The organism is Thioalkalivibrio sp. AKL6, assembly GCF_000376905.1.
Lineage (GTDB): Bacteria > Pseudomonadota > Gammaproteobacteria > Ectothiorhodospirales > Ectothiorhodospiraceae > Thioalkalivibrio > Thioalkalivibrio versutus.
The window spans coordinates 103,696-126,981 of record NZ_AQXS01000005.1; the positions used below are offsets into that span (position 1 = coordinate 103,696).

The 23,286-nt window shown below is 66.1% G+C and carries 21 protein-coding genes; 1 reads left to right on the forward strand and 20 read right to left on the reverse strand.

Translation table 11 applies throughout. The annotated features are described in order from the left end of the window. Positions 1–2: 2 nt before the first annotated feature. The 17 genes from arfB to D575_RS0100670 form a co-directional block, all read right to left on the reverse strand. Positions 3–419 carry an alternative ribosome rescue aminoacyl-tRNA hydrolase ArfB gene (arfB, locus tag D575_RS0100590; RefSeq protein ID WP_018143971.1) on the reverse strand — a complete coding sequence of 139 codons (417 nt, stop codon included), beginning with the start codon at positions 417–419 and terminating at the stop codon, positions 3–5. Positions 420–426: 7 nt separating this feature from the next. Continuing rightward, entirely contained in the window at positions 427–741 is a 315-nt protein-coding gene (locus tag D575_RS0100595; protein WP_018143972.1) for a hypothetical protein, read from the reverse strand. 182 nt (positions 742–923) lie between these two features. Beyond that, positions 924–2,516, reverse strand: a complete 1,593-nt coding sequence (locus D575_RS0100600) for a peptide chain release factor 3 (protein WP_018143973.1) — start codon at positions 2,514–2,516, stop codon at positions 924–926. Positions 2,517–2,647: 131 nt separating this feature from the next. After that, a complete protein-coding gene (locus D575_RS0100605) occupies positions 2,648–3,454 on the reverse strand; it encodes a tetratricopeptide repeat protein (protein ID WP_038031762.1) in 807 nt (268 codons plus the stop codon). Positions 3,455–3,628: 174 nt separating this feature from the next. Beyond that, positions 3,629–4,108: a ribosomal protein S18-alanine N-acetyltransferase gene (gene rimI / locus D575_RS0100610; RefSeq protein WP_018143975.1), complete on the reverse strand. Its 480-nt coding sequence runs from the start codon at positions 4,106–4,108 to the stop codon at positions 3,629–3,631. 91 nt (positions 4,109–4,199) lie between these two features. Continuing rightward, a complete protein-coding gene (locus D575_RS0100615) occupies positions 4,200–4,943 on the reverse strand; it encodes a uracil-DNA glycosylase family protein (protein WP_018143976.1) in 744 nt (247 codons plus the stop codon). Between the two features lie 4 nt (positions 4,944–4,947). Beyond that, a complete protein-coding gene (pssA, locus tag D575_RS0100620; protein WP_018143977.1) occupies positions 4,948–5,778 on the reverse strand; it encodes a CDP-diacylglycerol--serine O-phosphatidyltransferase in 831 nt (276 codons plus the stop codon). Then, positions 5,775–6,449, reverse strand: coding sequence for a phosphatidylserine decarboxylase (locus D575_RS0100625; protein ID WP_018143978.1), 675 nt, complete (start codon positions 6,447–6,449; stop codon positions 5,775–5,777). The genes pssA and D575_RS0100625 overlap by 4 nt, the downstream gene beginning before the upstream one ends. A 61-nt stretch (positions 6,450–6,510) precedes the next feature. Next, entirely contained in the window at positions 6,511–7,527 is a 1,017-nt protein-coding gene (gene ilvC / locus D575_RS0100630; protein ID WP_018143979.1) for a ketol-acid reductoisomerase, read from the reverse strand. Between the two features lie 86 nt (positions 7,528–7,613). Further along, the gene (gene ilvN / locus D575_RS0100635; protein WP_018143980.1) at positions 7,614–8,108 is read right to left on the reverse strand and encodes an acetolactate synthase small subunit; all 495 of its coding nucleotides are present in this window, start codon (positions 8,106–8,108) and stop codon (positions 7,614–7,616) included. Between the two features lie 22 nt (positions 8,109–8,130). Then, on the reverse strand, positions 8,131–9,849 hold the full coding sequence (ilvB, locus tag D575_RS0100640) for a biosynthetic-type acetolactate synthase large subunit (RefSeq protein ID WP_018143981.1): 1,719 nt from the start codon (positions 9,847–9,849) through the stop codon (positions 8,131–8,133). A 390-nt stretch (positions 9,850–10,239) separates the two neighbouring features. Then, the gene (locus D575_RS0100645; protein ID WP_018143982.1) at positions 10,240–11,823 is read right to left on the reverse strand and encodes a DNA mismatch repair protein MutS; all 1,584 of its coding nucleotides are present in this window, start codon (positions 11,821–11,823) and stop codon (positions 10,240–10,242) included. Positions 11,824–11,958: 135 nt separating this feature from the next. Next, a complete protein-coding gene (locus tag D575_RS0100650; protein WP_018143983.1) occupies positions 11,959–13,128 on the reverse strand; it encodes an aldo/keto reductase in 1,170 nt (389 codons plus the stop codon). Positions 13,129–13,373: 245 nt separating this feature from the next. Continuing rightward, positions 13,374–14,264, reverse strand: coding sequence for a PEP-CTERM domain protein (locus tag D575_RS0100655; protein WP_018143984.1), 891 nt, complete (start codon positions 14,262–14,264; stop codon positions 13,374–13,376). A gap of 303 nt (positions 14,265–14,567) precedes the next feature. Continuing rightward, complete coding sequence (locus tag D575_RS0100660; protein ID WP_018143985.1) at positions 14,568–15,785, reverse strand: acetoin utilization protein AcuC; 1,218 nt, start codon at positions 15,783–15,785, stop codon at positions 14,568–14,570. Then, on the reverse strand, positions 15,782–18,337 hold the full coding sequence (locus D575_RS0100665) for a nitric oxide reductase activation protein NorD (protein ID WP_018143986.1): 2,556 nt from the start codon (positions 18,335–18,337) through the stop codon (positions 15,782–15,784). Before D575_RS0100665 ends, D575_RS0100660 begins: the two co-directional genes overlap by 4 nt. Beyond that, the gene (locus D575_RS0100670; RefSeq protein WP_018143987.1) at positions 18,334–19,194 is read right to left on the reverse strand and encodes a CbbQ/NirQ/NorQ/GpvN family protein; all 861 of its coding nucleotides are present in this window, start codon (positions 19,192–19,194) and stop codon (positions 18,334–18,336) included. Before D575_RS0100670 ends, D575_RS0100665 begins: the two co-directional genes overlap by 4 nt. Before the next feature lie 251 nt (positions 19,195–19,445). Here D575_RS0100670 and D575_RS0100675 point away from each other — a divergent pair, with 251 nt between their 5' ends. Then, positions 19,446–19,763 (forward strand): hypothetical protein, encoded by a 318-nt coding sequence (locus D575_RS0100675; RefSeq protein WP_018143988.1) that lies wholly within the window; start codon positions 19,446–19,448, stop codon positions 19,761–19,763. Positions 19,764–20,297: 534 nt separating this feature from the next. Here the strand turns inward: D575_RS0100675 and D575_RS0100680 are convergent. Genes D575_RS0100680 through proV form a run of 3 tightly spaced genes read right to left on the reverse strand, consistent with a single transcriptional unit; the run spans position 20,298 to position 23,267 of the window. Then, positions 20,298–21,167: a glycine betaine ABC transporter substrate-binding protein gene (locus tag D575_RS0100680; protein ID WP_018143989.1), complete on the reverse strand. Its 870-nt coding sequence runs from the start codon at positions 21,165–21,167 to the stop codon at positions 20,298–20,300. Positions 21,168–21,217: 50 nt separating this feature from the next. After that, on the reverse strand, positions 21,218–22,060 hold the full coding sequence (locus D575_RS0100685; RefSeq protein WP_018143990.1) for a proline/glycine betaine ABC transporter permease: 843 nt from the start codon (positions 22,058–22,060) through the stop codon (positions 21,218–21,220). 1 nt (position 22,061) lies between these two features. After that, positions 22,062–23,267, reverse strand: a complete 1,206-nt coding sequence (gene proV, locus D575_RS0100690) for a glycine betaine/L-proline ABC transporter ATP-binding protein ProV (protein ID WP_018143991.1) — start codon at positions 23,265–23,267, stop codon at positions 22,062–22,064. Between the last annotated feature and the right edge of the window lie 19 nt (positions 23,268–23,286).

The window sequence follows — 23,286 nt, forward strand, 5'->3', positions numbered from 1 at the left end:
AATCAGTCCGGGTCGACGCGGCCGCGCAGGGCCTTCTTGCGGCCGCGCTGGGTCTTGCCCTCCAGGCGGCGCAGCTTGGATGCGCGCGTCGGCCGCGTGGCCTTGCGGGCCTTGATCGGGCGGCCGGCCTCGCGCAGCAGCTCCGCCAGGCGTTCGAGCGCGTCCTCGCGATTGGCCTCCTGGGTACGGTACTGCTGCGCCTTGATGACGATCACGCCCTCCTTGCTGATGCGCTGATCGCGGCGGCGCAGCAGGCGTTCCTTGTAGACATCGGGCAGGCCGGAGGCGCGGATATCGAAGCGCAGGTGAATGGCCGAAGCGACCTTGTTGACGTTCTGGCCGCCAGCCCCCTGGGCACGGATCGGAATCAGCTCGATCTCGTGCTCGGGGACGCTCACGCTGTTGGAGATTTGCAGCATCGCGGGATCAGCGAAACTCGCCGCCACGGATACGATTTTCGTCGTCCAGATCCGCGAAGAACCGGCTGTGATCGGTGCGGTATTCCTGGGTCACGATGTCGCCGGGCAGCACCAGCATCACGTCGGGGTAGACGCGCCCGAATTCCGCGGGTGTCGGGCGGCTCTCGAGAAAATGCAGGAACGGGTTCATCTGCTCGACCGTGCCCGGACGCGGCTCGGGCCCGTCACCCCGGGTCTCGGTCTTGTGCACCGAACAGGCACCAACGCCCAGCGCCAGCACTACAACCACAAGGGCCGGGGTCCATCGGAAATTCAACGCCATGCGAACCTCCTGTGCAGGCAAGATGCAACGTCATTGCGAGGCGCGGAAGGCGCCGCAGCAACTTCCAGAAGCTCGCACCCCAGCTAGATCCGATGGCCCACGGGAGATTGCTTCGTCGCTTCGCTCCTCGCAATGACGGGCCAATGTCCCGCGCGCCGAGGGAGTAATTAGGAGCGCGGAGGTTACTCCGTCGGCTGTCCGTGCTCGCGGGTCGACTGGAAGCGGATCTCCGGCCACTTCTCCTGCGCCATCTGCAGGTTGACCCGGGTCGGGGCGATATAGACCAGATCGCCGCCGTGGTCGATGGCCAGGTTGGTCGCCGCCTTCTCCTTGAACTCGTCGAATTTCTTCGGATCATCGCTTTCGACCCAGCGCGCCGTCTGGACGTTCACGTTCTCGAACTGTGCCTCCACCTTGTACTCGGTGCGCAGTCGCTCGGCGACTACCTCGAACTGCAGCACGCCGACCGCCCCCAGGATCAGGTCGTTGTTGGTCAACGGGCGATAGAGCTGGGTTGCGCCCTCCTCGCACAGCTCCTGCAGCCCCTTGGCGAGCTGCTTCATCTTCAGCGGGTCCTTCAACTGCGCGCGGCGGAACAGCTCCGGGGCGAAGTTCGGCACGCCGGTGAAGGTGAGGTCCTCGCCCTGGGTGAAGGTATCCCCGATGCGGATGGTGCCGTGGTTGTGGATGCCGATGATGTCGCCGGGATAGGCGGTCTCCACATGCTCGCGGTCGGAGGCCAGGAAGGTCAGCGCGTCCGGGATCTTCACGTCGCGCCCGATGCGCACGTGGCGCAGCTTGGCGCCCTTGTCGAAGGTGCCCGAGCAGATGCGCATGAACGCGATGCGGTCGCGGTGGTTCGGATCCATGTTCGCCTGGATCTTGAACACGAATCCGGTGAACTTCTCCTCGGTCGGCTCTACCTTGCGCGAGTGGGTCGGCCGCGGCAGCGGGCCGGGAGCGTACTCGACGAAGTCGTCCAGCAGCTCCTCGATCCCGAAGTTGTTGATCGCCGAGCCGAAAAACACCGGGGTCTGCGCACCGCTCAGGTAGGCCTCCGGGTCAAATGCGTGCGAGGCGCCCTGCACCAGTTCCAGTTCCTCGCGCAGCTCCCCGGCCTGCGGCCCCAGCACCTCGTCCAGGCGCGGGTTGTCCAGGCCCTCGATGATCTCGCCGGTGGACTTCTTGCCGCCCTCTTCGGGGTCGTACAGATGCACCGCGTCGCGGCGGAGGTGATAGACGCCACGGAAGCGCTTTCCCGAGCCGATCGGCCAGGTGATCGGGGCGCACTGGATCTTCAACACCTCCTCGACCTCGTCCAGCAACTCGATCGGATCGCGGCCCTCGCGGTCCATCTTGTTCACGAAGGTCATGATCGGCGTATCGCGCAGCCGGCAGACCTCCATCAGCTTGATGGTCCGTTCCTCGACACCCTTGGCGGCGTCGATCACCATCAGCGCGGAGTCCACTGCGGTCAGCGTGCGATAGGTGTCCTCGGAGAAGTCCGCGTGTCCCGGGGTGTCCAGCAGGTTCACCATGCGGCCCTTGTACGGGTACTGCATGACGGAAGAGGTGACCGAGATGCCACGCGATTTCTCCATCTCCATCCAGTCGGAGGTGGCATGGCGCGCTGACTTGCGCCCCTTGACCGTACCGGCGAGCTGGATCGCGCCGCCGTACAGCAGGAGCTTTTCGGTCATGGTGGTCTTGCCTGCGTCCGGGTGCGAAATGATCGCGAAGGTCCGGCGTCGGCGGGTTTCCTCGATAAAGGACATGAATACGGGCCGCTTGAATCAAGCCCGTCAGTTTAACGCGAAAGCGCGGGTCCGGTTCATCTTTCCGGGTGCCCAACATGCAAACGGCCCCGAAAAACGGGGCCGTTTGCATGGGTTCCGGCGCTGCCCGATCAGCGCGCCGAGGCTGCCTGAAGCGCGGCGTTCTGTTCCTTGAGGCGCCCCTGGGCAGTCACCAGGTCACGGTTGTTCATGCGGGTCTCCAACGAGGCCAGGCGTTCCCGGTCGTCCGCCATGCTGTACCAGACATGTGCCTGCACCAGATCACGTTCGACCCCGCGACCGTTCTGGTGCAGGCGACCCAGCCCGATCTGGGCATGCCGGTAGCCCTGCTCCGCTGCAGCGGTATACCAGCGCGCGGCGGCGGCCGGATCACGCGAGGTGCCCTGACCATTCTCGTGCATCAGCCCCACATAATACTGCGCGGCAGGCAGTCCCTGATCTGCCGCCTTGCCCAACCACTCGAGTGCAGCGGTCGGATCCTGCTCGCCATTGGCCAGATGGCTGCCCAGCCAGTACTGGGCATCGGCATGACCCAGTTCCGCCGCGCGTGAGTAATGTTCGTGACTGCGTTCGGCGTCGGCCGCGGTGCCCTTGCCGGTCGCGAAGAGGTAACCCAGATAGTAATGCGCACTGGCGTGGTCGGCATCCGCAGCGCGAGCAAACCAGCGCAGGGCCTGATCGTAATCCACCGCCGTGCCGCGCCCGGCGTAGTTCGCCATGCCCACGTCGAACATCGCCGCCGTATTGCCCTTCTGTGCGTTGCTTTCACGGATCTCGTACCAGACTTCCAGCAGCTCCTGCTGGCGCTCGGCCTCGTCGTAGCCGAAGGCCTGCTGGGCATGGGCAAGCCCTCCGGTAGCCAGGAGCGGCAGCGCCAGAGGGAGCGAAACAAACAATGCACGTAGGGATCGGGACATGGGTTACCTCATCCGGAGTCGGGGCCAATACCGAGTTCGATCATAGACCCGGGGGGTGACCGTCACAACGCGGAGGTCCCGGGACGAGAACCCAAGGCGGCAAAACCCGACCGGGTTACGGATTTTGCACCCGACGCTGTGACTGACTTCACACTCCGGCGCCGAACCGACACATCATGCCCCGGCGGGTGCGGCGCAGCGACGCGTCAGCACCCAGGCATCCTCGCGGCCGCTGGGGAGCGGGTAATAGCGCGGACGGGTACCGATATGCTCAAAGCCCTCGGAGCGGTAGAGCTGCACCGCCGCCACATTGGATGGGCGCACCTCGAGGAACAACGCCTCTGCATCCTGACTGCACACATAGTCAAACAGGCGACGGACCATGAAACGGCCAAGCCCGTTGCCCTGCCAGCGCGGGTCCACCGTAAGGTTGAGCAGGTGGGCCTCGCCGGCGGCCACCGTCAGCACACTATGCCCCACCTGGCGACCATCCACCGCCAGCACCCAGCAGTCGTAACCCACCCGAAGGCAGTCCTCGAAGATGCGGGCGGTCCAGGGGTACACATAGGCCTCGCGCTCCACGCGCATCACGCCTTCCACATCGGCCACCTGCATGCGGCGCAACTCGGGCTGGACGCGGGGTTCGGCACTCATGACGCAGGCTTCTCCAGCAGCAGTGAAGGAAAGGACGGGGCGAGGTGTCGTTGGTTCGGAACCCGGCGACTCGGCCAAGGTTCCCAATCCCTCAATCAGTGAGCGGTTCTGACAGACAGGTCCGGGCGCGCTGCAGGTCCTGCCAGGCACGGGCCTTGTCACCCGGCTTGCGCAGCAGGTAGGCCGGATGGTAGGTCACGATCAGAGGAACGCCCTGGTAGCGCTGCTCCGTGCCACGCAGCCGACCGAGAGGCTCGTCCGTCGCCAGCAAGGCGTGGGCCGCTACACGCCCCAGCGCCACAATAACCTCTGGCTGGATCAGTTCGATCTGGCGATCGAGAAACCCGCGGCAGGCCGCGGACTCCTGGGGTTTCGGGTCACGGTTTCCGGGCGGGCGGCACTTCAGCAGATTGGCGATGAAGACATCGCGGCTCCGGTCCAGGCCCAGCGCCAGCAGCATGTTGTCCAGCAGCTGCCCCGCACGACCCACGAAGGGCTCGCCACGGCGGTCCTCTTCCGCACCCGGGGCCTCGCCGACGAACAGCCAGCGCGCGCGCGGGTCGCCCACCCCGAACACGGTCTGCGTGCGTTCGCGGGCCAGCTCGACGCAGGCATGGCAGCCGCGCACCCGCGCCTCCAGGGCCTCCCAGTCCAGGGTACCAACTGCGGCGCCCGGCGCCCCGGCATCCACGACCTCGGCGCGCTCGCCCGCCACAAGGGCGGATTCCGCCGGAGGCGCCGCGGCCTCGGTCTTGTCCTCCAGCGCGATGCGCGAGCGCCACACCGGAATGCCCATATCCGCGAGGATGCGGCGCTGGCGCACCGACAGCAACACGCGGCTACTCCCCCGACGGCGCCCGGCGACGATGCCGGCGCCAGCGCTCCAGGGTCAGCAACGGTCCGGACAGGGCATAGATGACGAAGGCCGCCAGCAGGACCTTGGGTGGATCCAGGGCCAGCAGCATCAGCGCCAGCACCACCCCGACAATCGCCAGGAAAGGCACCCGGTGCTTGAAGTCCATGTCCTTGAAACTGAAGTAGGTCAGGTTGCTGACCATCGCCGCCCCGGCGAGCACGGTGACCACCAGGATGCCCACCAGATAGGGGTCGGCCAGCTCCGCCGGGATGCCCCAGTCCTCCAGCACCCAGACCATGCCCACCAGGATCGCGGCGCTGGCGGGGCTTGGCAGCCCCTGGAAAAAGCGCTTGTCGCTGACCGCGAGCCGGCTGTTGAAGCGCGCCAGCCGTAGCGCCGCGGCGGTGGCAAAGAAGAACGCCGCCACCCACCCGAAGTTGCCAAGGTCGTGCAGTTGCCAGAGGTAGACCACCAGCGCCGGGGCCACACCGAAGGACACCAGATCCGACAGCGAGTCGTACTGCGCGCCGAACTCGCTCTGAGTGTCGGTCATGCGCGCGACGCGGCCATCCAGGGTGTCCAGCACCATGGCCACGAAAATCGCGATGGCGGCGGTGATGTATTCGCCGTTGATTGCGGACACGATGGCGAAGAATCCGGAGAACAGCACCCCGGTGGTGAACAGGTTGGGCAGCAGATACACCCCGCGCCGGCGCCGGCGATGGGGCGGCTGATCGTCGGCGACGGTATCCTCGCCCTCGATGTAGTCCGGCTCGGGATCCGTCCGTCGGTCGCCTTCGTCCCCTGTACTCATTGCAGCACCTCCGCCGCGCTCTCGTCGTCCCCGGTCGCCTCGGATTCGGGTAACCCGCCGAGCAAGGCCGAACCCGCCAGGACCCGCTGACCCGGCTCGACCATCACCTGCGCGCCGACCGGCAGCCAGACCTCGAAGGTACCACCAAAGCCGGCGAACCCCATGCGCTTGCCGCGTCCCAGGCGGTTGCCGGGGACGTTGTTCTGCATGCGCACCATGCGGGGCCAGTGATCGACGCTGAGCGCCAGGGTCAGCCGGGCGCCCTCGTCGGTCTCCAGCGCATAGGCCAGACGCCCCTCCAGCTGGGCATCCGTCACCTCGTCGGTCTCCTTGCCGGGCCAGACCCGTTCGCGAATCTCGGCCTCCTGCGGGGCGTGCACGTTGTATTCGCCCAGGCGGCGCTGACGCAGGCGGATGCAGACCGCCGGCTTTTTCGTAAACGGATCCCGGGTCTCGGTAATCGACTCGATCGTGCCATCGGCCGGGGCGATCACGCCCAGGGCCGGTGCCGGGGCCTTGCGCCGCACGTTCCGGAACAGCCCCATCAGGGCCACGGTGAGGATCACCATGAACAGGCCCAGCTCCGCCTCCCCGACCAGCAGCGTAATCACCGTCATCCACGCGGCGATGATGACGAACAGACGGCCTTCGGGAGCTAGCGGAAACAGCATCGGGTGCTCGGGAGAGAGGACGCCCTGCGACAGACCGGAATGTCCATCGCAGGGCCTCGCATCAGTTGCGGGACTTGTCGACCAGCTGGTTGGCCGTGATCCACGGCATCATGGAGCGCAGACGCTCGCCGACCTGTTCGATCTCGTGGGCGGCGTTCAGGCGGCGGTTGGCGGTCATCGACGGGTAGTTCATCGCGCCTTCCAGGATGAACTGCTTGGCGTACTCGCCATTCTGGATGTTGCGCAGGGCCTCGCGCATGGCCCAGCGCGACTCTTCGTTGATCACCTTCGGGCCGGTCACGTACTCGCCATATTCGGCATTGTTGGAGATCGAGTAGTTCATGTTGGCGATGCCGCCCTCGTACATCAGGTCGACGATCAGCTTGAGCTCGTGCAGGCACTCGAAGTAGGCCATCTCCGGTGCATACCCCGCCTCGGTCAGGGTCTCGAAGCCCGCCTTGACCAGTTCCACGGCACCCCCACACAGCACGGCCTGCTCGCCGAACAGGTCGGTCTCGGTCTCGTCCTTGAAGGTGGTCTCGATGATGCCAGTACGCCCGCCGCCGATCGCCGAGGCGTAGGACATCGCGATATCGCGCGCCTTGCCGGAGGCGTCCTGCTGGATCGCGATCAGATCGGGGATGCCGCCGCCGCGCACGAACTCGGAACGCACGGTGTGGCCCGGGGCCTTGGGCGCGATCATGATCACGTCCAGGTCCTCGCGCGGCTCGATCTGGTTGTAGTGGATCGCGAAGCCGTGGGCAAAGGCCAGCGTCGCGCCCTGCTTCAGGTTCGGCTCCAGCACGTCGCGGTACAGCGCGGCCTGGTACTCGTCCGGGGCCAGCACCATGATCAGGTCGGCGCCGGCGGTCGCGGCATCGACATCGGCCACCGTCAGGCCGGCCTCTTCGGCCTTGGCGCGCGAGCCGGAGCCTTCGCGCAGACCCACGGTCACGTCCACACCGGAGTCCTTCAGGTTGTTCGCATGGGCGTGGCCCTGCGAACCGTAGCCAATAATGGCCACCTTCATGCCCTTGATGATGGAGAGATCGGCGTCTTTGTCGTAATAGAGATTCATCGCAATTTCCTTGATATCAGCCCCCAGCGGGGCCCATGGCAAACAAACGGGCCCCGCCCCCGCAACCGGGGGCGGGGCCCGGGGATTCAGATTTGCAGGGCGACGTCGCCCCGGGCGATGCCCATCACGCCGGAGCGTACGACCTCCAGGACGGTAAACGCGTCGAGGGCCACGAGGAAGGCGTCCAGCTTGGAGCCCTCGCCGGTGATCTCGATCACGTAGCTGTCGTGGGCCACGTCGATGATCCGGCCGCGGAAGATATCCGCCAGGCGTTTGACCTCCTCGCGCTCGGCGGCCTCCGGCACACGCACCTTGACCAGCGCCATCTCGCGCTCGATGTGCGGATAGGCGGTCATGTCCAGCAGCTTGATCACGTCGATCAGCTTGTTCAGCTGCTTGGTGATCTGCTCGACGATCTCGTCGGAACCGCTGGTGACGATGGTCATGCGCGACAGCGACGGGTCGTCGGTCGGCGCGACGGTCAGTGATTCGATGTTGTAACCACGCGCGGAGAACAGTCCGGCCACCCGCGAGAGGGCACCGGATTCGTTTTCCAGCAGGACACTAATGATATGACGCATACGGCTCTTCCCTGTACCCGGCTCAGACCAGGATCATTTCGTTCTGGCCGGCACCGGCCGGGATCATCGGATACACGTTCTCGGACTGGTCGGTAATGAAGTCCATGAACACCAGGCGGTCCTTCTGCGCCAGGGCCTCCTTGATCGCGCCCTCGACGTCGCCCGGCTGGGTGATCTGGATACCGACGTGGCCATAGGCCTCGGCCAGCTTCACGAAGTCCGGCAGCGCATCCATGTAGGACATGGCGTAGCGGCCCTGATAGAAGAACTCCTGCCACTGCCGGACCATGCCCAGGTAGCGGTTGTTCAGGTTCAGGATCTTCAGCGGCAGCTGGTACTGGAAGCAGGTCGACAGCTCCTGGATGCACATCTGGATGCTGGCCTCGCCGGTAATGCAGCCCACCGTCGCCTCCGGATGCGCGAACTGCACGCCCATCGCAAACGGCAGACCCACGCCCATCGTGCCCAGGCCACCAGAGTTGATCCAGCGATTGGGCTTGTCGAAGCGATAGAACTGCGCCGCCCACATCTGGTGCTGGCCGACATCGGAGGTCACGTAGGCATCGCCCTCGGTCAGCTCCCAGAACTTCTGCACCACGTACTGCGGCTTGATCAGCCCAGAGGTCTGGTCGTACTTCAGGCAGTCCTGCGCCTGCCATTCCGCGATCTGTTTCCACCAGGTGGCCAGGGCCTCGGCGTCCGGCTTGCTGCCGGCCTCGTTCAGGCCCTTGATCAGTTCGCGCAGCACCGGCTCCACCTCGCCGACGATCGGCACATCCACCTTCACGTTCTTGGAGATGGAGGACGGATCGACGTCCACATGCACGATCTTCGCATGCGGACAGAACTTCTCGATGTTGCCGGTCACGCGGTCATCGAAGCGCGCGCCAATGGCGATCAGCACATCCGCGTGGTGCATGGCCATGTTGGCCTCGTAGGTGCCGTGCATGCCCAGCATGCCCAAGAACTGCTTGTCCGACGCCGGATAGCCACCCAGCCCCATCAGGGTGTTGGTGATCGGATAGCCGAGCTGGCGGGTGAACTCGGTCAGGGCCTCGGAGCCACGCCCCAGGATCACGCCGCCGCCGGTGTAGATCATCGGCTGCTTGGCCGACAGGATCAGGTCCACCGCCTTGCGGATCTGGCCGGTATGTCCCTTCGTGGTCGGGTTGTAGGAGCGCATGTGGATGCTCTCCGGGTACTCGAACACGCAGGTATCGGCCGTCACGTCCTTCGGGATATCGACCACCACCGGGCCGGGGCGCCCGGTGGTCGCCACGTAGAAGGCCTTCTTGATCGTGGTCGCCAGGTCCTTCACGTCCTTGACCAGGAAGTTGTGCTTCACGCAGGGACGCGTGATCCCCACGGTATCCACTTCCTGGAAGGCGTCGTTGCCGATCATGCTGGTCGGCACCTGCCCGGTGAACACCACCAGCGGCACCGAATCCATGTAGGCATCGGCAATCCCGGTAATCGCGTTGGTCGCGCCGGGGCCCGAGGTGACCAGGGCCACGCCCGGCTTGTCGGAGGACTTGGCATAGCCCTCGGCCGCGTGCACCGCACCCTGCTCGTGGCGCACCAGCACGTGGGAGACCTTGTCCTGCCGGTACAGCGCATCATAGATGTGCAGTACCGCACCACCGGGATACCCGAATACGACTTCGACGCCCTCGGCCTGGAGGCTGCGACAGAAGATTTCGGCGCCGGTGATGGCGGTGGCGGAGCTTGCGGACTCGGACATGGTGGTCGACTTCCTTACCGGGGGCTTGTGCACGATCGTCGGGCGATCACGCACCACAAATCAAAATAGCCCACCATCCTAATATGAAATCGCCCCCATTTCACGCCATAAAGCGGATGGGCACGCGCCGGTCCTCGCGGGGAACCAGCGACGTAGCCATCGGCACACGGGGCTAACCGACCCCGCCGCCCTGCCCGCTCCCACGAGATTGCCAGGCCCCCTGCGGGGCCTCGCAATGACGGGGGCAACAAGCACCGTCATCGCGAGGCGCGAAGCGCCGTGGCACAAAAGCGCGGAGCGCGTTGAACGGCCGCAGGCCGGCCCGCAGGGCGAGCGCAGCGAGTAATCTCCGCGGGCGGCCCCGGCGCCGGACCGAGCCGACACCGTAGGTCAGCTGTGCTCGCCCCCGGCCTGCGCGGTGGGCAACTCGGCAAAATGCTCGCGGGCCCGCGCCACCAGCTGCAGTGGCAGGCCGTTCTTCTCGGCAATGGTCAACCCGAAGGAGACCCCCGGCTCGCCGATCAGCAACCGATAGGTGGGCGACAGGGTCTCCGCGTCGAACTGCATCGAGGCATTCACGATGCCCGCATGCTGCGCCGCGTAGTCCTTCAGCGGTGCCAGATGGGTATTCACAATCCCGCGCGTACCGCGGGCGCGCAGCTCGTCCAGCATCGCCATGGCGAGGGCTGCACCTTCGTCGGGGTCGGTACCGGTACCCAGCTCGTCCAGCAGGATCAGGCTCTCGGAGCCAGCATGGTCGAGGATCCGCTTGAGCACCTCCACATGCCCGGCGAAGGTCGACAGATGGTGGAACAGGCTCTGGTGGTCACCGACATCGACCATGACCCGATCAAAACGACCGATGCGACAGTCCTGCTCGGCCGGGATATGCAGCCCGCACCAGGCCATGGTGACCAGCAGGCCCAGGGTCTTCAGCGCGACTGTCTTGCCGCCGGTGTTCGGGCCGGTAATCAGCAACAGCGGCTGCTCGCCATCCAGACGAATCGACAGGGGAACCGGCTGCGGGCCGTTCCCCTCGGCGAACTGCAACAGCAGCAGCGGGTGGTAGGCCTCGATCAGCTCCACGCCGGCCTCGGGCTCCAGCCTCGGGGCATGGGCATTCATCTGCGCCGAAAGCTGTGCGGCGGCCGAGGCCAGATCAATCCAGGTCAGCGCGGTCAGCATCAGATCCAGGGGCTCGCCATGCTGGCGCACCCCATCGGTCAGCTCGCGCAACAGACGCTGCTGTTCGGTGTTGATCTGACTGTTGACCGTATCGAGCTGGTTGTTCAACGGGACCGCCTCGATCGGCTCCACGATCTGGTCACGCCCACCCATCGCGGTGCCCCGACGCACACCCTTGACCGCCCCGGCCGCGTCGCCGCGCAGCACCATGACTGCGCGCTCCTGGTGCCACTGCACCTTCAGCGCATCCTCGCCCTTCTGCGCCAAATCGGAGTCCGCCAGGCGCTTTTTCACCACCGCCTCGACCTCGTCACGCAGCCGCCCGCGCTGCCCGAAGGCCTCGACCAGCTCGGCGCTGGCGTCTTCGCGCAGCGAGCCGCCGGGGTTGAGGCAGGCAGCCAGGCGCTCTTCCAGCGCCTCGGGTGGGTACAGCTTGTTCAGGTCCGCCGGATAGATCTCCGGGGTGTCGGCCAACCGATCCGCCAGTTCACGGGCCTGGCGCATGATGACCTGCAGGTTGTGCAGCGCCTGCACTGGCAGGGCCGCGCCGGGGTTGGCCGCCTGGCGCAGCGCGGCACGCACATCCGGCAGCTGGCCCAGCCGCGGCAGCGTGCCGGCATCCAGACGCTGGCGTGCGACGGTCACCGCCTTTTGCAACGCCCGCGCCGCATCCAGGTTCGGCGCCGGTTCCAGCCCGCGCGCGGCATCCGCGCCGTAGGGCGTGGCAGTCAGGCGCTCCAGCAGACGCTGGATCGCGGGGAATTCGAGGGCCTTCAGATCAACCTGCATGGCATACCCTTGTGTATGAAATCTCCACCACCGCAGAGGCTCCGGAACCCTTGTAGGAGCCGGCTTGCCGGCGAAGCCCCTGCCAAAGTCGGACGCGGGCAGGGGCTTCGCGTGCAAGCACGCTCCTACAAGGCGTTATTCCTCCTCGGCCTTCTTGAACATGCCGAGATAGGCCTTCTTGTCCATCATCGGCTCGCGCATCACCGCCAGCATGTCGTCCAGATGCTCCGGCGTGCTCATGCCGACCAGCGAGGTGCCCAGACCCGGCGTGGAGCGGTTGAACTGCAACGCGCGCTGCGCCGGGTTGGGCAGGCTCGCCAGTTGCTGCTCGACCACCTCCACCGACTGCTTCGCCAGATGCCCCTTCAGCATGGAATGCGAGGCGATCATGTACACCTCCAGCTGGTGCGCGGCCTGCAGCGGGCTCGCCACATTGCCCTGCCCGGTCGCGGTGTTGAAGCGGGTAAAGCCTTCCAGCATCACCTGGTTGAACGGCAGCATGGCGATCTTGAAGTGGTGCCGCGCATGGTCGTCGCCGGTCACCGTCTGCGCGGCGCGTTCGGCCAGGCCCTGCATGGAGGTGAGCGACTGGAACACCGCCGCGTCGGTCTCCTCGCGGAAGCCCTCGAAGGTGGAGATGCCGTAGGTGCGGATCTTCTTTTCGAGTACCGCCCGCTCCAGCATCTCGAACACCGGCTCCAGCTTGCGGTTGGTCGGCTCCTTGCCGATCTCGTGGATGTGCACTTCGGGCTGATCGATCAGGAACGCGTCCAGCGTCTCCACCCCCATCAGCGAGCGCGACAGCTCCATCTGGTAGTGGAGGTATTCCGGCGTCAGCAGATGCGCGCCCTTGGCCAGATCATCCTTCGTGCCCATGCCCTGGGCCTCGATCTCGCGCTGGAACCAGGCCTCCATATCGTCCGGAGGCCCACCGCGCAGGGTCAGGAAGCCGCCCTTCGAGATCAGGAACATCGCCTCGCGCGGAACCCCGGCCTCCAGCGCGGTACGCACGCCGGCCCCCACCGCGGCCAGCGACCGGCCGTAGCGGTAGTGCGCGCCGGTATCGACCACGTTGACGCCCTCGGCCAGGCCACGCGCAACGATCGCGGAGATCTGCGCGTCGACCTCGGCGGTGGCTGCCCCGCCGAAGGTGCCGATCCCGAGGCTCGACAGGCGCATCTTCGCGCGCGAGAACTCGCTGTAATGCCCCTCGGCGGCCTTGCCCTCGGACACGAACTGCTCTGCGTAACGACGCGTCGCCTTGGCATTGGCGTATCCGGGTATCAGTTTCTGCACGGGCTGCATGCGTCTCCTCGATTGGTCGCGGGCCCCGGGTGACGGACTCCGGGAAGCCCCGAACCCTCACCCACCCGATGAGGGGGAGAATCGTACGTCAGCGGACGGGATTTGCGAAAACCCGCAACGCGAGCGGGCCACTACCGGCGGCATTGTACGGCCGCACAAACAGCCGCGCCCTGGCATGTGCCAGGGCGCGGGGCAGAGGCCGACCCGAGCCGGAAGCCGGGGGCGGCAGAGGAAAGCAGCAGAGGCTACAGGCCCGGGGCCGAATGCCGATAGCGGCGGAAGGCCCCCAGCATCACGAGCCCAAGCCCGATCAACCAGACCGGCCCAGGGAGCGGGACCTCGGTCGTGGTCGTGAACCGTCCGCTGAGATAGAGCTCCTCGAAGCCATTGTTCAGGTCATCCAAGAAGAAATCGATCCCGAACAGATAGCCTTCGCCGGAGAACAGGCCGAGATCCATGGTCGGGGCAAACACGATGTAGTCCAGCTTGCCGCTGCCCTTGTTGGCATCGGCCTCGTACACCTCGCCCGAATCGCCAATCACCTCGACCTCGCCGGGCGAGAGAACCGGGCCGCCATTGCCGTCGTCGAAGATCCAGCGAGCCACGCGTTCCCCGGTGACGGGGTCGTAGATAAAGACCTCGGCCTGGACCCACAGATCGGGGGCTGAGCCTGTCTGGTTGTGGTCGAAGATGAACGTGGGGATTGTGGCCCCCGGGTTGATCGCATCCAGGTACGCCAGGAGGTTGTCCACCAGCACAGGCCCGTTGGCCTGGGTGCCCAGCCCCCAGTCACCAGTGAAGTCGGTCGTACCGCCACCCGGCAAGGGCATGGGGTCCTCGAAATTGTAGCTGCCGCCGGGCCCGATACCCTGGTTATCCGCGCCACCAGCACCCGTGCCCACAATCAGATCCAGCGTGCCGGTGCCCTGCCCGGTAAACTGGTCATTGGACAGGAAACCCCACTGGTTCAGCAACGAGCCGGAGTAAGAATAGAAATCGTTGTACTGAATGGCGACCGGGATCCCGTCATAGGTCGCGTCGACGTCCGGAAGCTCGATAATGGCCGCGTTCGCCACCGAGCCTGCGAGCATTACGCCCGCTAGCACCACCACCTGCTTACTCCACCACTTGCGCATCACACTCACCTCCGGGTCCCGGCCTTTTGACCGCTCAGGGCGCCTTTCGCCCTCTCGAGCAACTACGAAGCAAGACACGCGCCAAATCCGATAAGGCCCTGTTTGATTGGGACTTCTTCTTAAACCCGATTCACCGTGAAGGGACTCGTGTAAACCATTCCGACATTTTTCGGGAAAACGGCCCGAAACCCCGTCGGAAAGCTTTACACCCGATGGGCGCCCCAGGAGACACGGAGCCGCAATCCAGGCTCGGTATCGTCTGTGCCCGCAGTCACGGGCCGGTGATGGTTCAGCGTCTCTCCACTACCCGCGCAACAGCGGGTGTGTATGGAAAAGCCGCTCCAGGCGCTCCTCGAGTTCGGGACGCACGGGGCCGGAACGATCGGCGTCCAGGCGGGAGACGAACAGGTTCGCGTACCACGCCTCTTCCTCGTCCATGTCCCAGTCGACCTCGCGCAGCAAGGCCTGGCCGGCCGCGGGGATCGCGGCGGGGAGGTCGCGCCCGGTGAGCAGGGACCAGACGCCGGTCCAGCAGCGGGCGAGCGCGAGGGGGTGATAACCGCCACCGCCGAGGACCAGCAGCTTCGGCGTGCCATCCGCATGGCGCGGGCTGGTCTCGATCACGTCGTCGATGCAGGCGAGGAAACACTGGGTGGAGATGCCGAACTTGCCCAGCGGATCCGGCAGCAGGGCATCGGTGCCGGCCTGGACGACAATCACGTCCGACCGCCAGCGATCCAGCACCGCGCCCCAGACCCGGGTGAAGGCGGCGCGGAATTCGCTGTCGTTGGTCTCCTTCGGCAGCGGCACGTTCACGGCGTTGCCGAGCGGACCGGTGTCCTCGATGCGGCCGCCCTCGAAGGGATAGCCGTATTCGGTGTCCATGTGCAGGGAGACGGTGAGGACATCCGGGTCATCGATGAACGCGGCCTCGACGCCGTCGCCGTGGTGGGCATCGATGTCGAGATAGAGCACACGCTGACCGGCCTGGCGCAGGCGCAGGATCGCGAGCGCGGGGTCGTTGAAGTAGCAGAAACCGCGCGCCTGGTCGGGGGCGGCGTGGTGCATGCCGCCAGCCGGATTAAAGGCCATCTGCCCGCCCAGCACGACCTCGGCGCCCTGGATGGAGCCGAAGGTGGCAGTGGCCGGGGTGGCGAAGAAGCCGGCGAAGAACGGGTTTTCGAAGTTGCCGATGTTGTGGCGGTCGCGGTAGCGCTGGAAGACCTTGCCCAGCGCCTCGGCGCGCTGCATCGCGGAGACATACTCGCGGGTGTGGAACCATTCGAGCTCGGCCGGCTGCGCACGGCGCGTGACGGCCATCTCCCCGGGGGTGATCGCGTCATAGGCCTCGATCAGGTCAATGGTCAGCGAGACGCGCGGGATACCGAGGGGATGGTTGTCGCCGTAGCTGTGCCCGCGATAGCGCGGCGCATGCAGCAGGGTCGCGTGGCGCCGGGCCGGAGCGCGCTCCGACCCCGGGGCTGTGGCGTCCTGATCGATGGCTTCGGGGGTGGCATTCACTGGCGCAGCCTCAGGTAGATCTCGGGCAGACGGCGCGGCAGCTCGTCCACGTGGTCGATGATGGTGTAGTGCCCGGGGCCGAAGATGGCCGGCAGGTACTCGGACCCGGACGGGTCCAGGGTGATGCAGAAGGGGTGAATACCGGCATCCACCGCCTCCTTCATCGCCATGCGGGTGTCTTCGTGCAGATAGCGCTGGTCACCGCCGTCGTCATAGTCGGCCGGGCGCCCGTCGGTGAGGATCAGCAACAGGCGGCGCTGGCTGGAGTTGCGCTTGAACGCCTCCAGCGAGTGACGGATGCCCGCCCCCATGCGCGAGGCCAGGCGCCCGGACACCCCGGCGATGCGGGCGCGCACGGTGTCGTTCAAGTCCTCGTTGAAATCCTTCAACCAGTAGTAATTGACCTGGTCACGCTGCTTGGAGGCAAAGCCGGCGAGCGCATAGGGGTCGCCGACCTTCTCGATGGCCTCGGCGAACAGCATCATCCCCTCGCGCACGCGGTCGACAATCTTGCCCTGCCCACTCGGGTGGCGCGCCATGATGGAGGTGGACATGTCCGCCAGCATCAGCACCGAGGTGTCGCGGTGCTGCACTGCGCGGCGGCGGTAGATGAAGGCCTTGGGCGAGAGCCCGGCCTTCTTGTCGGCGATGTAGTCGATCACCGCTTCGGTATCCAGCTCGTCGCCGTCCAGCTGCTTGCGCTGCGGCGCCAGGCGCATCGGGCGCTGCATCTCCAGGCCGCGGGTCAGACGCTTCAGGGTGTCGGCGTTCTCCGACAGGATGGTCGCCGCCAGCTCCGGGTTCTCGTCGTCCAGCACACGCTCGTAGAGGTTCACCCAGTCGGAGATGTAGCGTTGTTCGCGGTAGTCCCACTCGGGATACGGGATGCCGTCCTTTCGTGGCGTATAGGGTACGCCGCGCTTGGCCACCTGGGCCGGCTGCGGTATGCCGGTGCCGATGCGCCCGCCGGTGCCGGAGGTCTCCTGCTGCGGGGTCTGGATATCCGCGTCCGGATCCTTCTGCGCCTGCTCCGGGGCCTGCTGGGGCTGTTCTTCCTGTTTCTGGTGCTCGAGCTTGTGCTCGTCGTGCGCCTCGTGGTCACGGAAATCGGCCAGGATGCCGTCGCGCTTGCGCTGCGGGTAGACCGGCAGCGACTGGTTCAGCGACAGCCCCGGCAGATAGGCCTCGGCACGCTCCTCGATCGTAATGTCCGGGAAGGTATCGTCGGCGAACAGCGCCTCACCCACGGCCCACGCAGTGACGATATCGGCGTCCGGCTCCAGCATGCGCGCCAGGCGCGGGTCCTGGGCCTCACCGCGCAGCAGGGCCTCGTGGGCGCGCAGGGCGAAGTCGTAGTAGATGCCGGCCGCACCCTCCGGACGCTCGTGGGCGCGGGCAAGCTCCACCAGGCGCGACAGGAAGTTCGGGATGCGCGGGGCCAGGCGCGCGTTCACGCGCAGATCCTCGGCCAGGTCAAACAGCACCTGGAAGCTGAACATGCGCGCCTCGAATTGAGCGAACAACGGGCGCCAGGTGATGCGCGACTTGTCGTCCAGCGGCGGATGCTCGGCGCCGGCACGCTCGAACAGGCGCTCGACATCGGGTTGCGCGTAGGTATCGAACGCGAGATGCGCGGCCGCGTGCTGGGTGGCGACGATCGCCTCCTCGCGGGAGTCCATCACGGCCGGCATGAACAGGCGGCGCCCGTCGGTCTCGAGCATCGGGCGGCCCTCGCCCGGCTTCCAGCTCGAATCCGCCAGCGGGATGTCGGCATCCAGCCAGGCCATCAGCACCAGGCGCAGGAAGCGCCCGTTCATGCGCGGGCGGAAGCCCGGCAGCGCCTCCAGCAGGAGCTTCAGACTCTCGTCGCTCTCCAGGCGGAAATAGGCCTCGCCGCGCGAGCGCCCGGCCTTCAGCAAGTCCGCCCCGCGCCGCGCCCAGGAAAGCAGCCCCGCGTCACCGACCAGGTTGCGCGCGATCGGGGCACCCTCGAGGTAGGCGTCCAGGGTCAGGCCACGCTCGTCGAACAGCTTTTCGGCCGGCTCGATCAGGGCGCGCAGGCCCTCGATGCCGCGCCCGCCCGAGAGCTTGACGAATGGGGCCTCGAAATAGGCACGGGCATCCGGCAGGCTACGTGCGCACCAGCGCAGGCCGATCTCGGCCCACTCGCGCTCGCCGGCCTCGCCCCACTCCGCGTACACCCGGTCGGCCTGCGCCATGAAGCCTTCCAGGGCGTAATTGGAGTTCACCCACTCCTGAAAGCGCGCAGCCTGCTCCAGCCACAGCTCCACCGTCTGCATGTGCTCGGCAAGTCGGGCCGAGTGGCGCATGAAACTCTTGCCGGCCTCGCGGTCATGGAAGAACAGGTCGCGCGCGGTCTCGATCCAGCGCCGCGCGATGGTGGCCCCGAACGGACGGATCGCCGGCAGGGCCTCCTTCGTATCGCGGTGCGCGACGAAGCTGATGTCCTCCAGGTGCTGGAGGATCTCCTCGATCTCGACGAGTTCTTCCGCCTCCGGTTTCGCGCCGCCGTTGGTCGCGGGGTCCCTCACGCGGCTTCGGACTCGGGGAAGTGGGCGTCGAAGATCTCCTCCAGTGCCTGGATCAGCTCGGGGTCATCGGTGATCGGGGCGATCATCGCGGCGCGGCAGGCGACGCGCGGGCTCAAGCCCGCCTGCATCAGTTCGCCGGCGTAGGCCAGCGCACGGGTGGAGGTGGCCTCTTCCAGACCGTGGTCCTTCAGCGCGCGGGCCTTGCGCCCGGCGGCGACCAGCTTCTCCACGCGATCGGCATCCAGGCCGCCGGATTCCTTGGCGACGATCTCGCGTTCGACGTCCTCCGCCGGGTAGTCGAAGTGGATACCGACGAAGCGCTGCTTGGTGGAGGGCTTCAGGTCCTTCAATACGGTCTGATAGCCCGGGTTGTAGGAGATCACCAGCATGAAGTCTTCATGCGCATCGATGATCTGCGACTTCTTGTCCAGCGGGAGCTGGCGGCGGTGGTCAGTCAGCGGGTGGATCACCACGGTGGTGTCGGTGCGCGCCTCGACGATTTCGTCGAGGTAGCAGATCGCACCCTCCTTGACCGAGCGCGTCAGCGGGCCGTCCTGCCAGACGGTTTCCTCGCCCTCCAGCAAGAAGCGGCCGACCAGGTCGGAGCTGGTCAGGTCCTCGTGGCAGGACACCGTCACCAGCGGCTGGCCCAGGACGTGGGCGATGTGTTCCAGGAAGCGGGTCTTGCCGCAACCGGTCGGCCCCTTGAGCATCACCGGCAGGCGCTTCGAGTAGGCCGCCTTGAAGATCTCGATCTCGTCGCGCTGGGGCTTGTAGAACGGGGCGTCGCCCGCGTCCCCCGGTTTCTCGATGACGTCGCGTTCCACACCGCGGATGCGGTTGATCAGGTTCTTCATGGGATCTCCGATGTCGACCGCGCGGTCGGGACTGACCGCGGGGCCGGGACTGGTGTATGCGCGGGGGCGGCGTTACCCTCCTGCGCGCTGGGCGGGCCGCCAATCGTGTTCCCGCAGGCTTTGTTGTATCATTCTCTGTTTCTATTCTATCGAACCTGCGCACTTGCATGAACCAAACGCCCCACGGCTGCGGGGTTGGTCTTGCGGATGCGCCCGTCACTCGGATTCAGCGCTTCAATAGAGGACCCGGTATGAAACTTGTCAAGCTCGTCAAGCTGAACAACCTGCAGTACAACCCGAACCGCGACCCGAACTTCTACCGCCGTCCGGTCAACGAGGAATTCCGGCTGCAGGCCGTGCTGAACGGCTCCGGCAGCGCCCAGTGCTCGTTCTCCGTGGAAGGCGAGACCCTGTGCGAGGGCAGCGTGTCCCTGCCGGGCACCTTCGACTGCAAGTTCAGCTACGACACCGCCGGCACCCGCATTGGCGACCTGGTGATCGAGGGCAATGGCGAGACCTTCCACGAGAAGGTCCGCATCGACGTGCTGGAACACGCCTGGATCGGCTGATCCAGTCCGGCTAGCGCGGCCCCGCTCCATCGGGGACGGCAACAGCGAAAGGCCCCGCGGCAACCTGTCCGGGGCCTTTCGCGTTTCGGGTCCAGCCACAACCGTCCCTTGCCATCTCCTGCCACACGCCCCTCGTCATCCCCGGCCGCATGCCCCTCGTTATCCCCGGCCGCATACCCCCTCGTCATCCCGGCCGCACGCAGCGAAGCGGAGAGCCGGGATCTCCCGGGCGAGCCCCCGGACGTCCGGGTGATCTCCAGCAGTGGCGATCCCGGATAACCGCTGCGCGGTTTCCGGGATGCCGAGGGAGGGGCGTCTTCATGGTGACCGGAGAATGCCGACAAGGTGTTCCGATCGACCCGTCGCCCGCCCCCTAATCGCGCTTCTGCGTACTGTTTGTGTCCTCCGTGGTGTGATCGCCTTGGCCCTTCTTCGTATCTTCGTGCGCTTCGCGGTTAACAATGGAGTCGGGGCCCCAGACGAAGAAAGCCCCGCCGGAGCGGGGCTTTCGGGCATGGCCATGACCTGCGGTGATCAGTCGATCACGCCGGTCACCCAGTACTGCACGTACTTCGGGTTGTCCTCGATAAAGCGATCCACGGCCTCCGCGTAGGAGTTTTCCTGGGCGTAGAACATCGCGTCTTCCAGGACCTCGAGATCCAGGTGCATACGCGAGATCATCATCGCCACGTCGTGGTACTCCTCGGCGAAGCCTTCACGCGCCAGGGCATGGATCCGTTCGAAGCTGCCCAGGGCCCCTTCCGGGTCTTCGAGGTAACGCAGATCATGGGCGCCGAATTTCCAGTGCGGGCTCCAGCCGGTCACCACGATCCACTCGTCACGACGGATGGCGCGTTCCAGCGCGGAGGTCATACCCGCCCCGGAGGAGATCTGCAGGTTGTAGCCATCCAGGCCGTAGGTCTCCATGGCCTCTTCCGACAGCCGCGTCAGGCCAGCGCCCGGGTCGATCCCGGTGATGCGGCCATTCAGCTTGTCCCGCACGGAGTCCTTCTTCAGGTCCTCGATGGAGCCAAGCTCGTCCTCGGGGATATAGTCCGGCACCACCCAGCCGAGGCGGGCGTTGCCGTACAGAGGACCCAGGTTCACCACGTCCTGCCCCACCCGATCCATGTAGTCGGCATGGGTCCCTGGCAGCCAGGCCATCAGCATCATGTCGATGTCGCCGGAGGCCAGGCCCTGGTATTGCGGGGCGATATCGGTCTGGATCAGATCGACCGAGTAGCCCATCTCGTCCTCGATGACGCGTTCAGCCAGCCTGGTCACGAATTCGGCATCGGACCAAGCGGTCCAGCCAATCTGGATATCGTCGGCCTGGGCCGTGGAGAGGCCCATGGAGGCGGCCAGCACGCCGCCCAGCAGGGTTGAAGTCAGTGTCTTGTTCATCGTGCTACTCCTTCCTTCGAGTGAAACGGATAGCGCGACGCGAGGGCCGGTCAACTGCTCGCCTTGCGCCGCAGTCCTACGCTCTGAGTGATCCGGTCGAGCAGGATGGCGAGGATCACGACCCCCAGGCCGCCCTCGAACCCCAGCCCGACATCGAGCCGCTGGATACCGGTGAGCACGGTGTTGCCAAGCCCGCCGGCACCGATCATCGACGCGATCACCACCATGGAGAGCGCCAGCATGATGGTCTGGTTGATGCCGGCCATGATCGACGGCATCGCCAGAGGCAACTGAATCTTGGTCAGGAGTTGGCGCCGATTGCAACCGAAGGCCAGCCCGGCCTCGATCTGCTCGCGATTCACCTGCCGGATGCCGAGATTGGTCAGACGCACCACCGGCGGCATGCAGAACACCACCGTGGCGATCGCGCCGGGCACCGTGCCCAGCCCGAAGAAGATTGCGGCGGGGATCAGGTAGACAAACGGAGGCATGGTCTGCATCAGATCCAGCACCGGACGAATCGAGGCCTCGAGCCAGTCGCTGCGCGCCATCGCGACCCCGACCGGCATACCGATCGCCAGCGCCACGGCGGTGGCCGCCAGCACCAGCGACAACGTCTTGATGGTGGGCTCCCACAGGTCCATCCCGAGGATCAGGCCCAGCGCCACGATGGCGAAGATGCCGAAGCGCCAGCTGACCCGCCACCAGCTGAGCCCCACCAGCACCAGCACCAGCAGCCACGCGGGGATCGCGAGCAAGGCCCCCTCGAAGGAATTGGTCAGCAGCCCCAGGAACCAGGCAATACCGTCCAGCGCCGGCTCCAGGTTATCGAGGATCCAGTCGACTCCGCTCTCGATCCAGTCGCCCACCGGGATATTGATGCGCCCCTCCATGTCAGTAATCTCCGTTCGCGGCGGCCGCGTTGCGGCTGCGGTCCAGGGCCTCGACCAGGCGCTGCAGGGTTACCAGGCCGCGGAACCGGCCCTCGCCATCCACCACCGGGATGGATACCGGGCTCTGCGCAGCGCGCCGCGGCAGGTCGGCCAGCGCCGTATCCTCGGGGACCGGCTCCACCTCCACCGCGATCTCGCTGGCGGGACGATCCAGGGTGAGCTCACCCAGACGCTTGGCCTGGACGACGGACTGGAAGCGCCCGCCGGCATCGACGATCACGGCCTCGTTGCCCGGCACGTGGGCAATGCGGTTGCGCGCCTCGCCGGCCGTGGTATCGGCATCCAGCACCGGGATGTTCTCGCTGTCCATGATGTCGCAGGCCTGGAATACCTGGGTGATGTCCACGCCGTGGAAGAACGAGCGCACGTATTCGTTGGCCGGGTGCGTGATGATTTCCTTCGGCGTACCGACCTGCACTACCTCGCCACCCTGCATGATGGCGATGCGATCCCCGATCCGGATCGCCTCGTCGAGATCGTGGGAGATGAACACGACCGTACGTCGTTGCTCGCGCTGCAGGTCCAGCAAGCGGTCCTGCATCTCGGTGCGGATCAACGGATCAAGCGCCGAGAAGGCCTCGTCCATCAGCATGATCGAGGGGTCGGTGGCCAGCGCACGGGCCAGGCCCACGCGCTGCTGCATGCCGCCGGAAAGTTCATCCGGATAACTGCGGGCATGGGCCTTGAGGCCCACCTGGTCCAGCGCCTCCTGGGCGCGTTCACGGCGGCGGGTGCGGCCGACCCCGGCGATCTCCAGGCCGAGGGCGGCGTTGTCGATCACGGTCTTGTGCGGCATCAGGGCGAAGGACTGGAACACCATCGCCAGATCCTCGCTGCGCAGCCGGATCAGATCGCGCTGGCTCATGCGCGTGACGTCACGCCCACGGACCTCCACGGTGCCGGCAGTGGGCTCGATCAGGCGGTTGAGCAGACGCACCAGGGTGGACTTGCCTGATCCGGACAGCCCCATCACCACGAAGATCTCGCCCTCGCCGATATCGAGGTTGCAGTCCTTCACGCCCACCGTGTTGCCGGTGCGCTCGAAGATGGTGTCCTTGTCCAGGCCGTCCTCGATCAGGCGCAGGCCTTCCTGCGGGTTCGGCCCGAAGACCTTGTACAACTCGCGCACCCGGATGATGGGTTCCATGCCACGATCTCCCTGTAAC

Excerpts from the sequence above, each read along its gene's own strand:
- arfB (WP_018143971.1), bottom strand. The coding sequence starts at position 419 with ATGCTGCAAATCTCCAACAGCGTGAGCGTCCCCGAGCACGAGATCGAG.
- D575_RS0100595 (WP_018143972.1), bottom strand. The coding sequence starts at position 741 with ATGGCGTTGAATTTCCGATGGACCCCGGCCCTTGTGGTTGTAGTGCTG.
- D575_RS0100600 (WP_018143973.1), bottom strand. The coding sequence starts at position 2,516 with ATGTCCTTTATCGAGGAAACCCGCCGACGCCGGACCTTCGCGATCATT.
- D575_RS0100605 (WP_038031762.1), bottom strand. The coding sequence starts at position 3,454 with ATGTCCCGATCCCTACGTGCATTGTTTGTTTCGCTCCCTCTGGCGCTG.
- rimI (WP_018143975.1), bottom strand. The coding sequence starts at position 4,108 with ATGAGTGCCGAACCCCGCGTCCAGCCCGAGTTGCGCCGCATGCAGGTG.
- pssA (WP_018143977.1), bottom strand. The coding sequence starts at position 5,778 with ATGAGTACAGGGGACGAAGGCGACCGACGGACGGATCCCGAGCCGGAC.
- D575_RS0100625 (WP_018143978.1), bottom strand. The coding sequence starts at position 6,449 with ATGCTGTTTCCGCTAGCTCCCGAAGGCCGTCTGTTCGTCATCATCGCC.
- ilvC (WP_018143979.1), bottom strand. The coding sequence starts at position 7,527 with ATGAATCTCTATTACGACAAAGACGCCGATCTCTCCATCATCAAGGGC.
- ilvN (WP_018143980.1), bottom strand. The coding sequence starts at position 8,108 with ATGCGTCATATCATTAGTGTCCTGCTGGAAAACGAATCCGGTGCCCTC.
- ilvB (WP_018143981.1), bottom strand. The coding sequence starts at position 9,849 with ATGTCCGAGTCCGCAAGCTCCGCCACCGCCATCACCGGCGCCGAAATC.
- D575_RS0100645 (WP_018143982.1), bottom strand. The coding sequence starts at position 11,823 with ATGCAGGTTGATCTGAAGGCCCTCGAATTCCCCGCGATCCAGCGTCTG.
- D575_RS0100650 (WP_018143983.1), bottom strand. The coding sequence starts at position 13,128 with ATGCAGCCCGTGCAGAAACTGATACCCGGATACGCCAATGCCAAGGCG.
- D575_RS0100655 (WP_018143984.1), bottom strand. The coding sequence starts at position 14,264 with ATGCGCAAGTGGTGGAGTAAGCAGGTGGTGGTGCTAGCGGGCGTAATG.
- D575_RS0100670 (WP_018143987.1), bottom strand. The coding sequence starts at position 19,194 with ATGAAGAACCTGATCAACCGCATCCGCGGTGTGGAACGCGACGTCATC.
- D575_RS0100675 (WP_018143988.1), top strand. The coding sequence starts at position 19,446 with ATGAAACTTGTCAAGCTCGTCAAGCTGAACAACCTGCAGTACAACCCG.
- D575_RS0100680 (WP_018143989.1), bottom strand. The coding sequence starts at position 21,167 with ATGAACAAGACACTGACTTCAACCCTGCTGGGCGGCGTGCTGGCCGCC.
- D575_RS0100685 (WP_018143990.1), bottom strand. The coding sequence starts at position 22,060 with ATGGAGGGGCGCATCAATATCCCGGTGGGCGACTGGATCGAGAGCGGA.
- proV (WP_018143991.1), bottom strand. The coding sequence starts at position 23,267 with ATGGAACCCATCATCCGGGTGCGCGAGTTGTACAAGGTCTTCGGGCCG.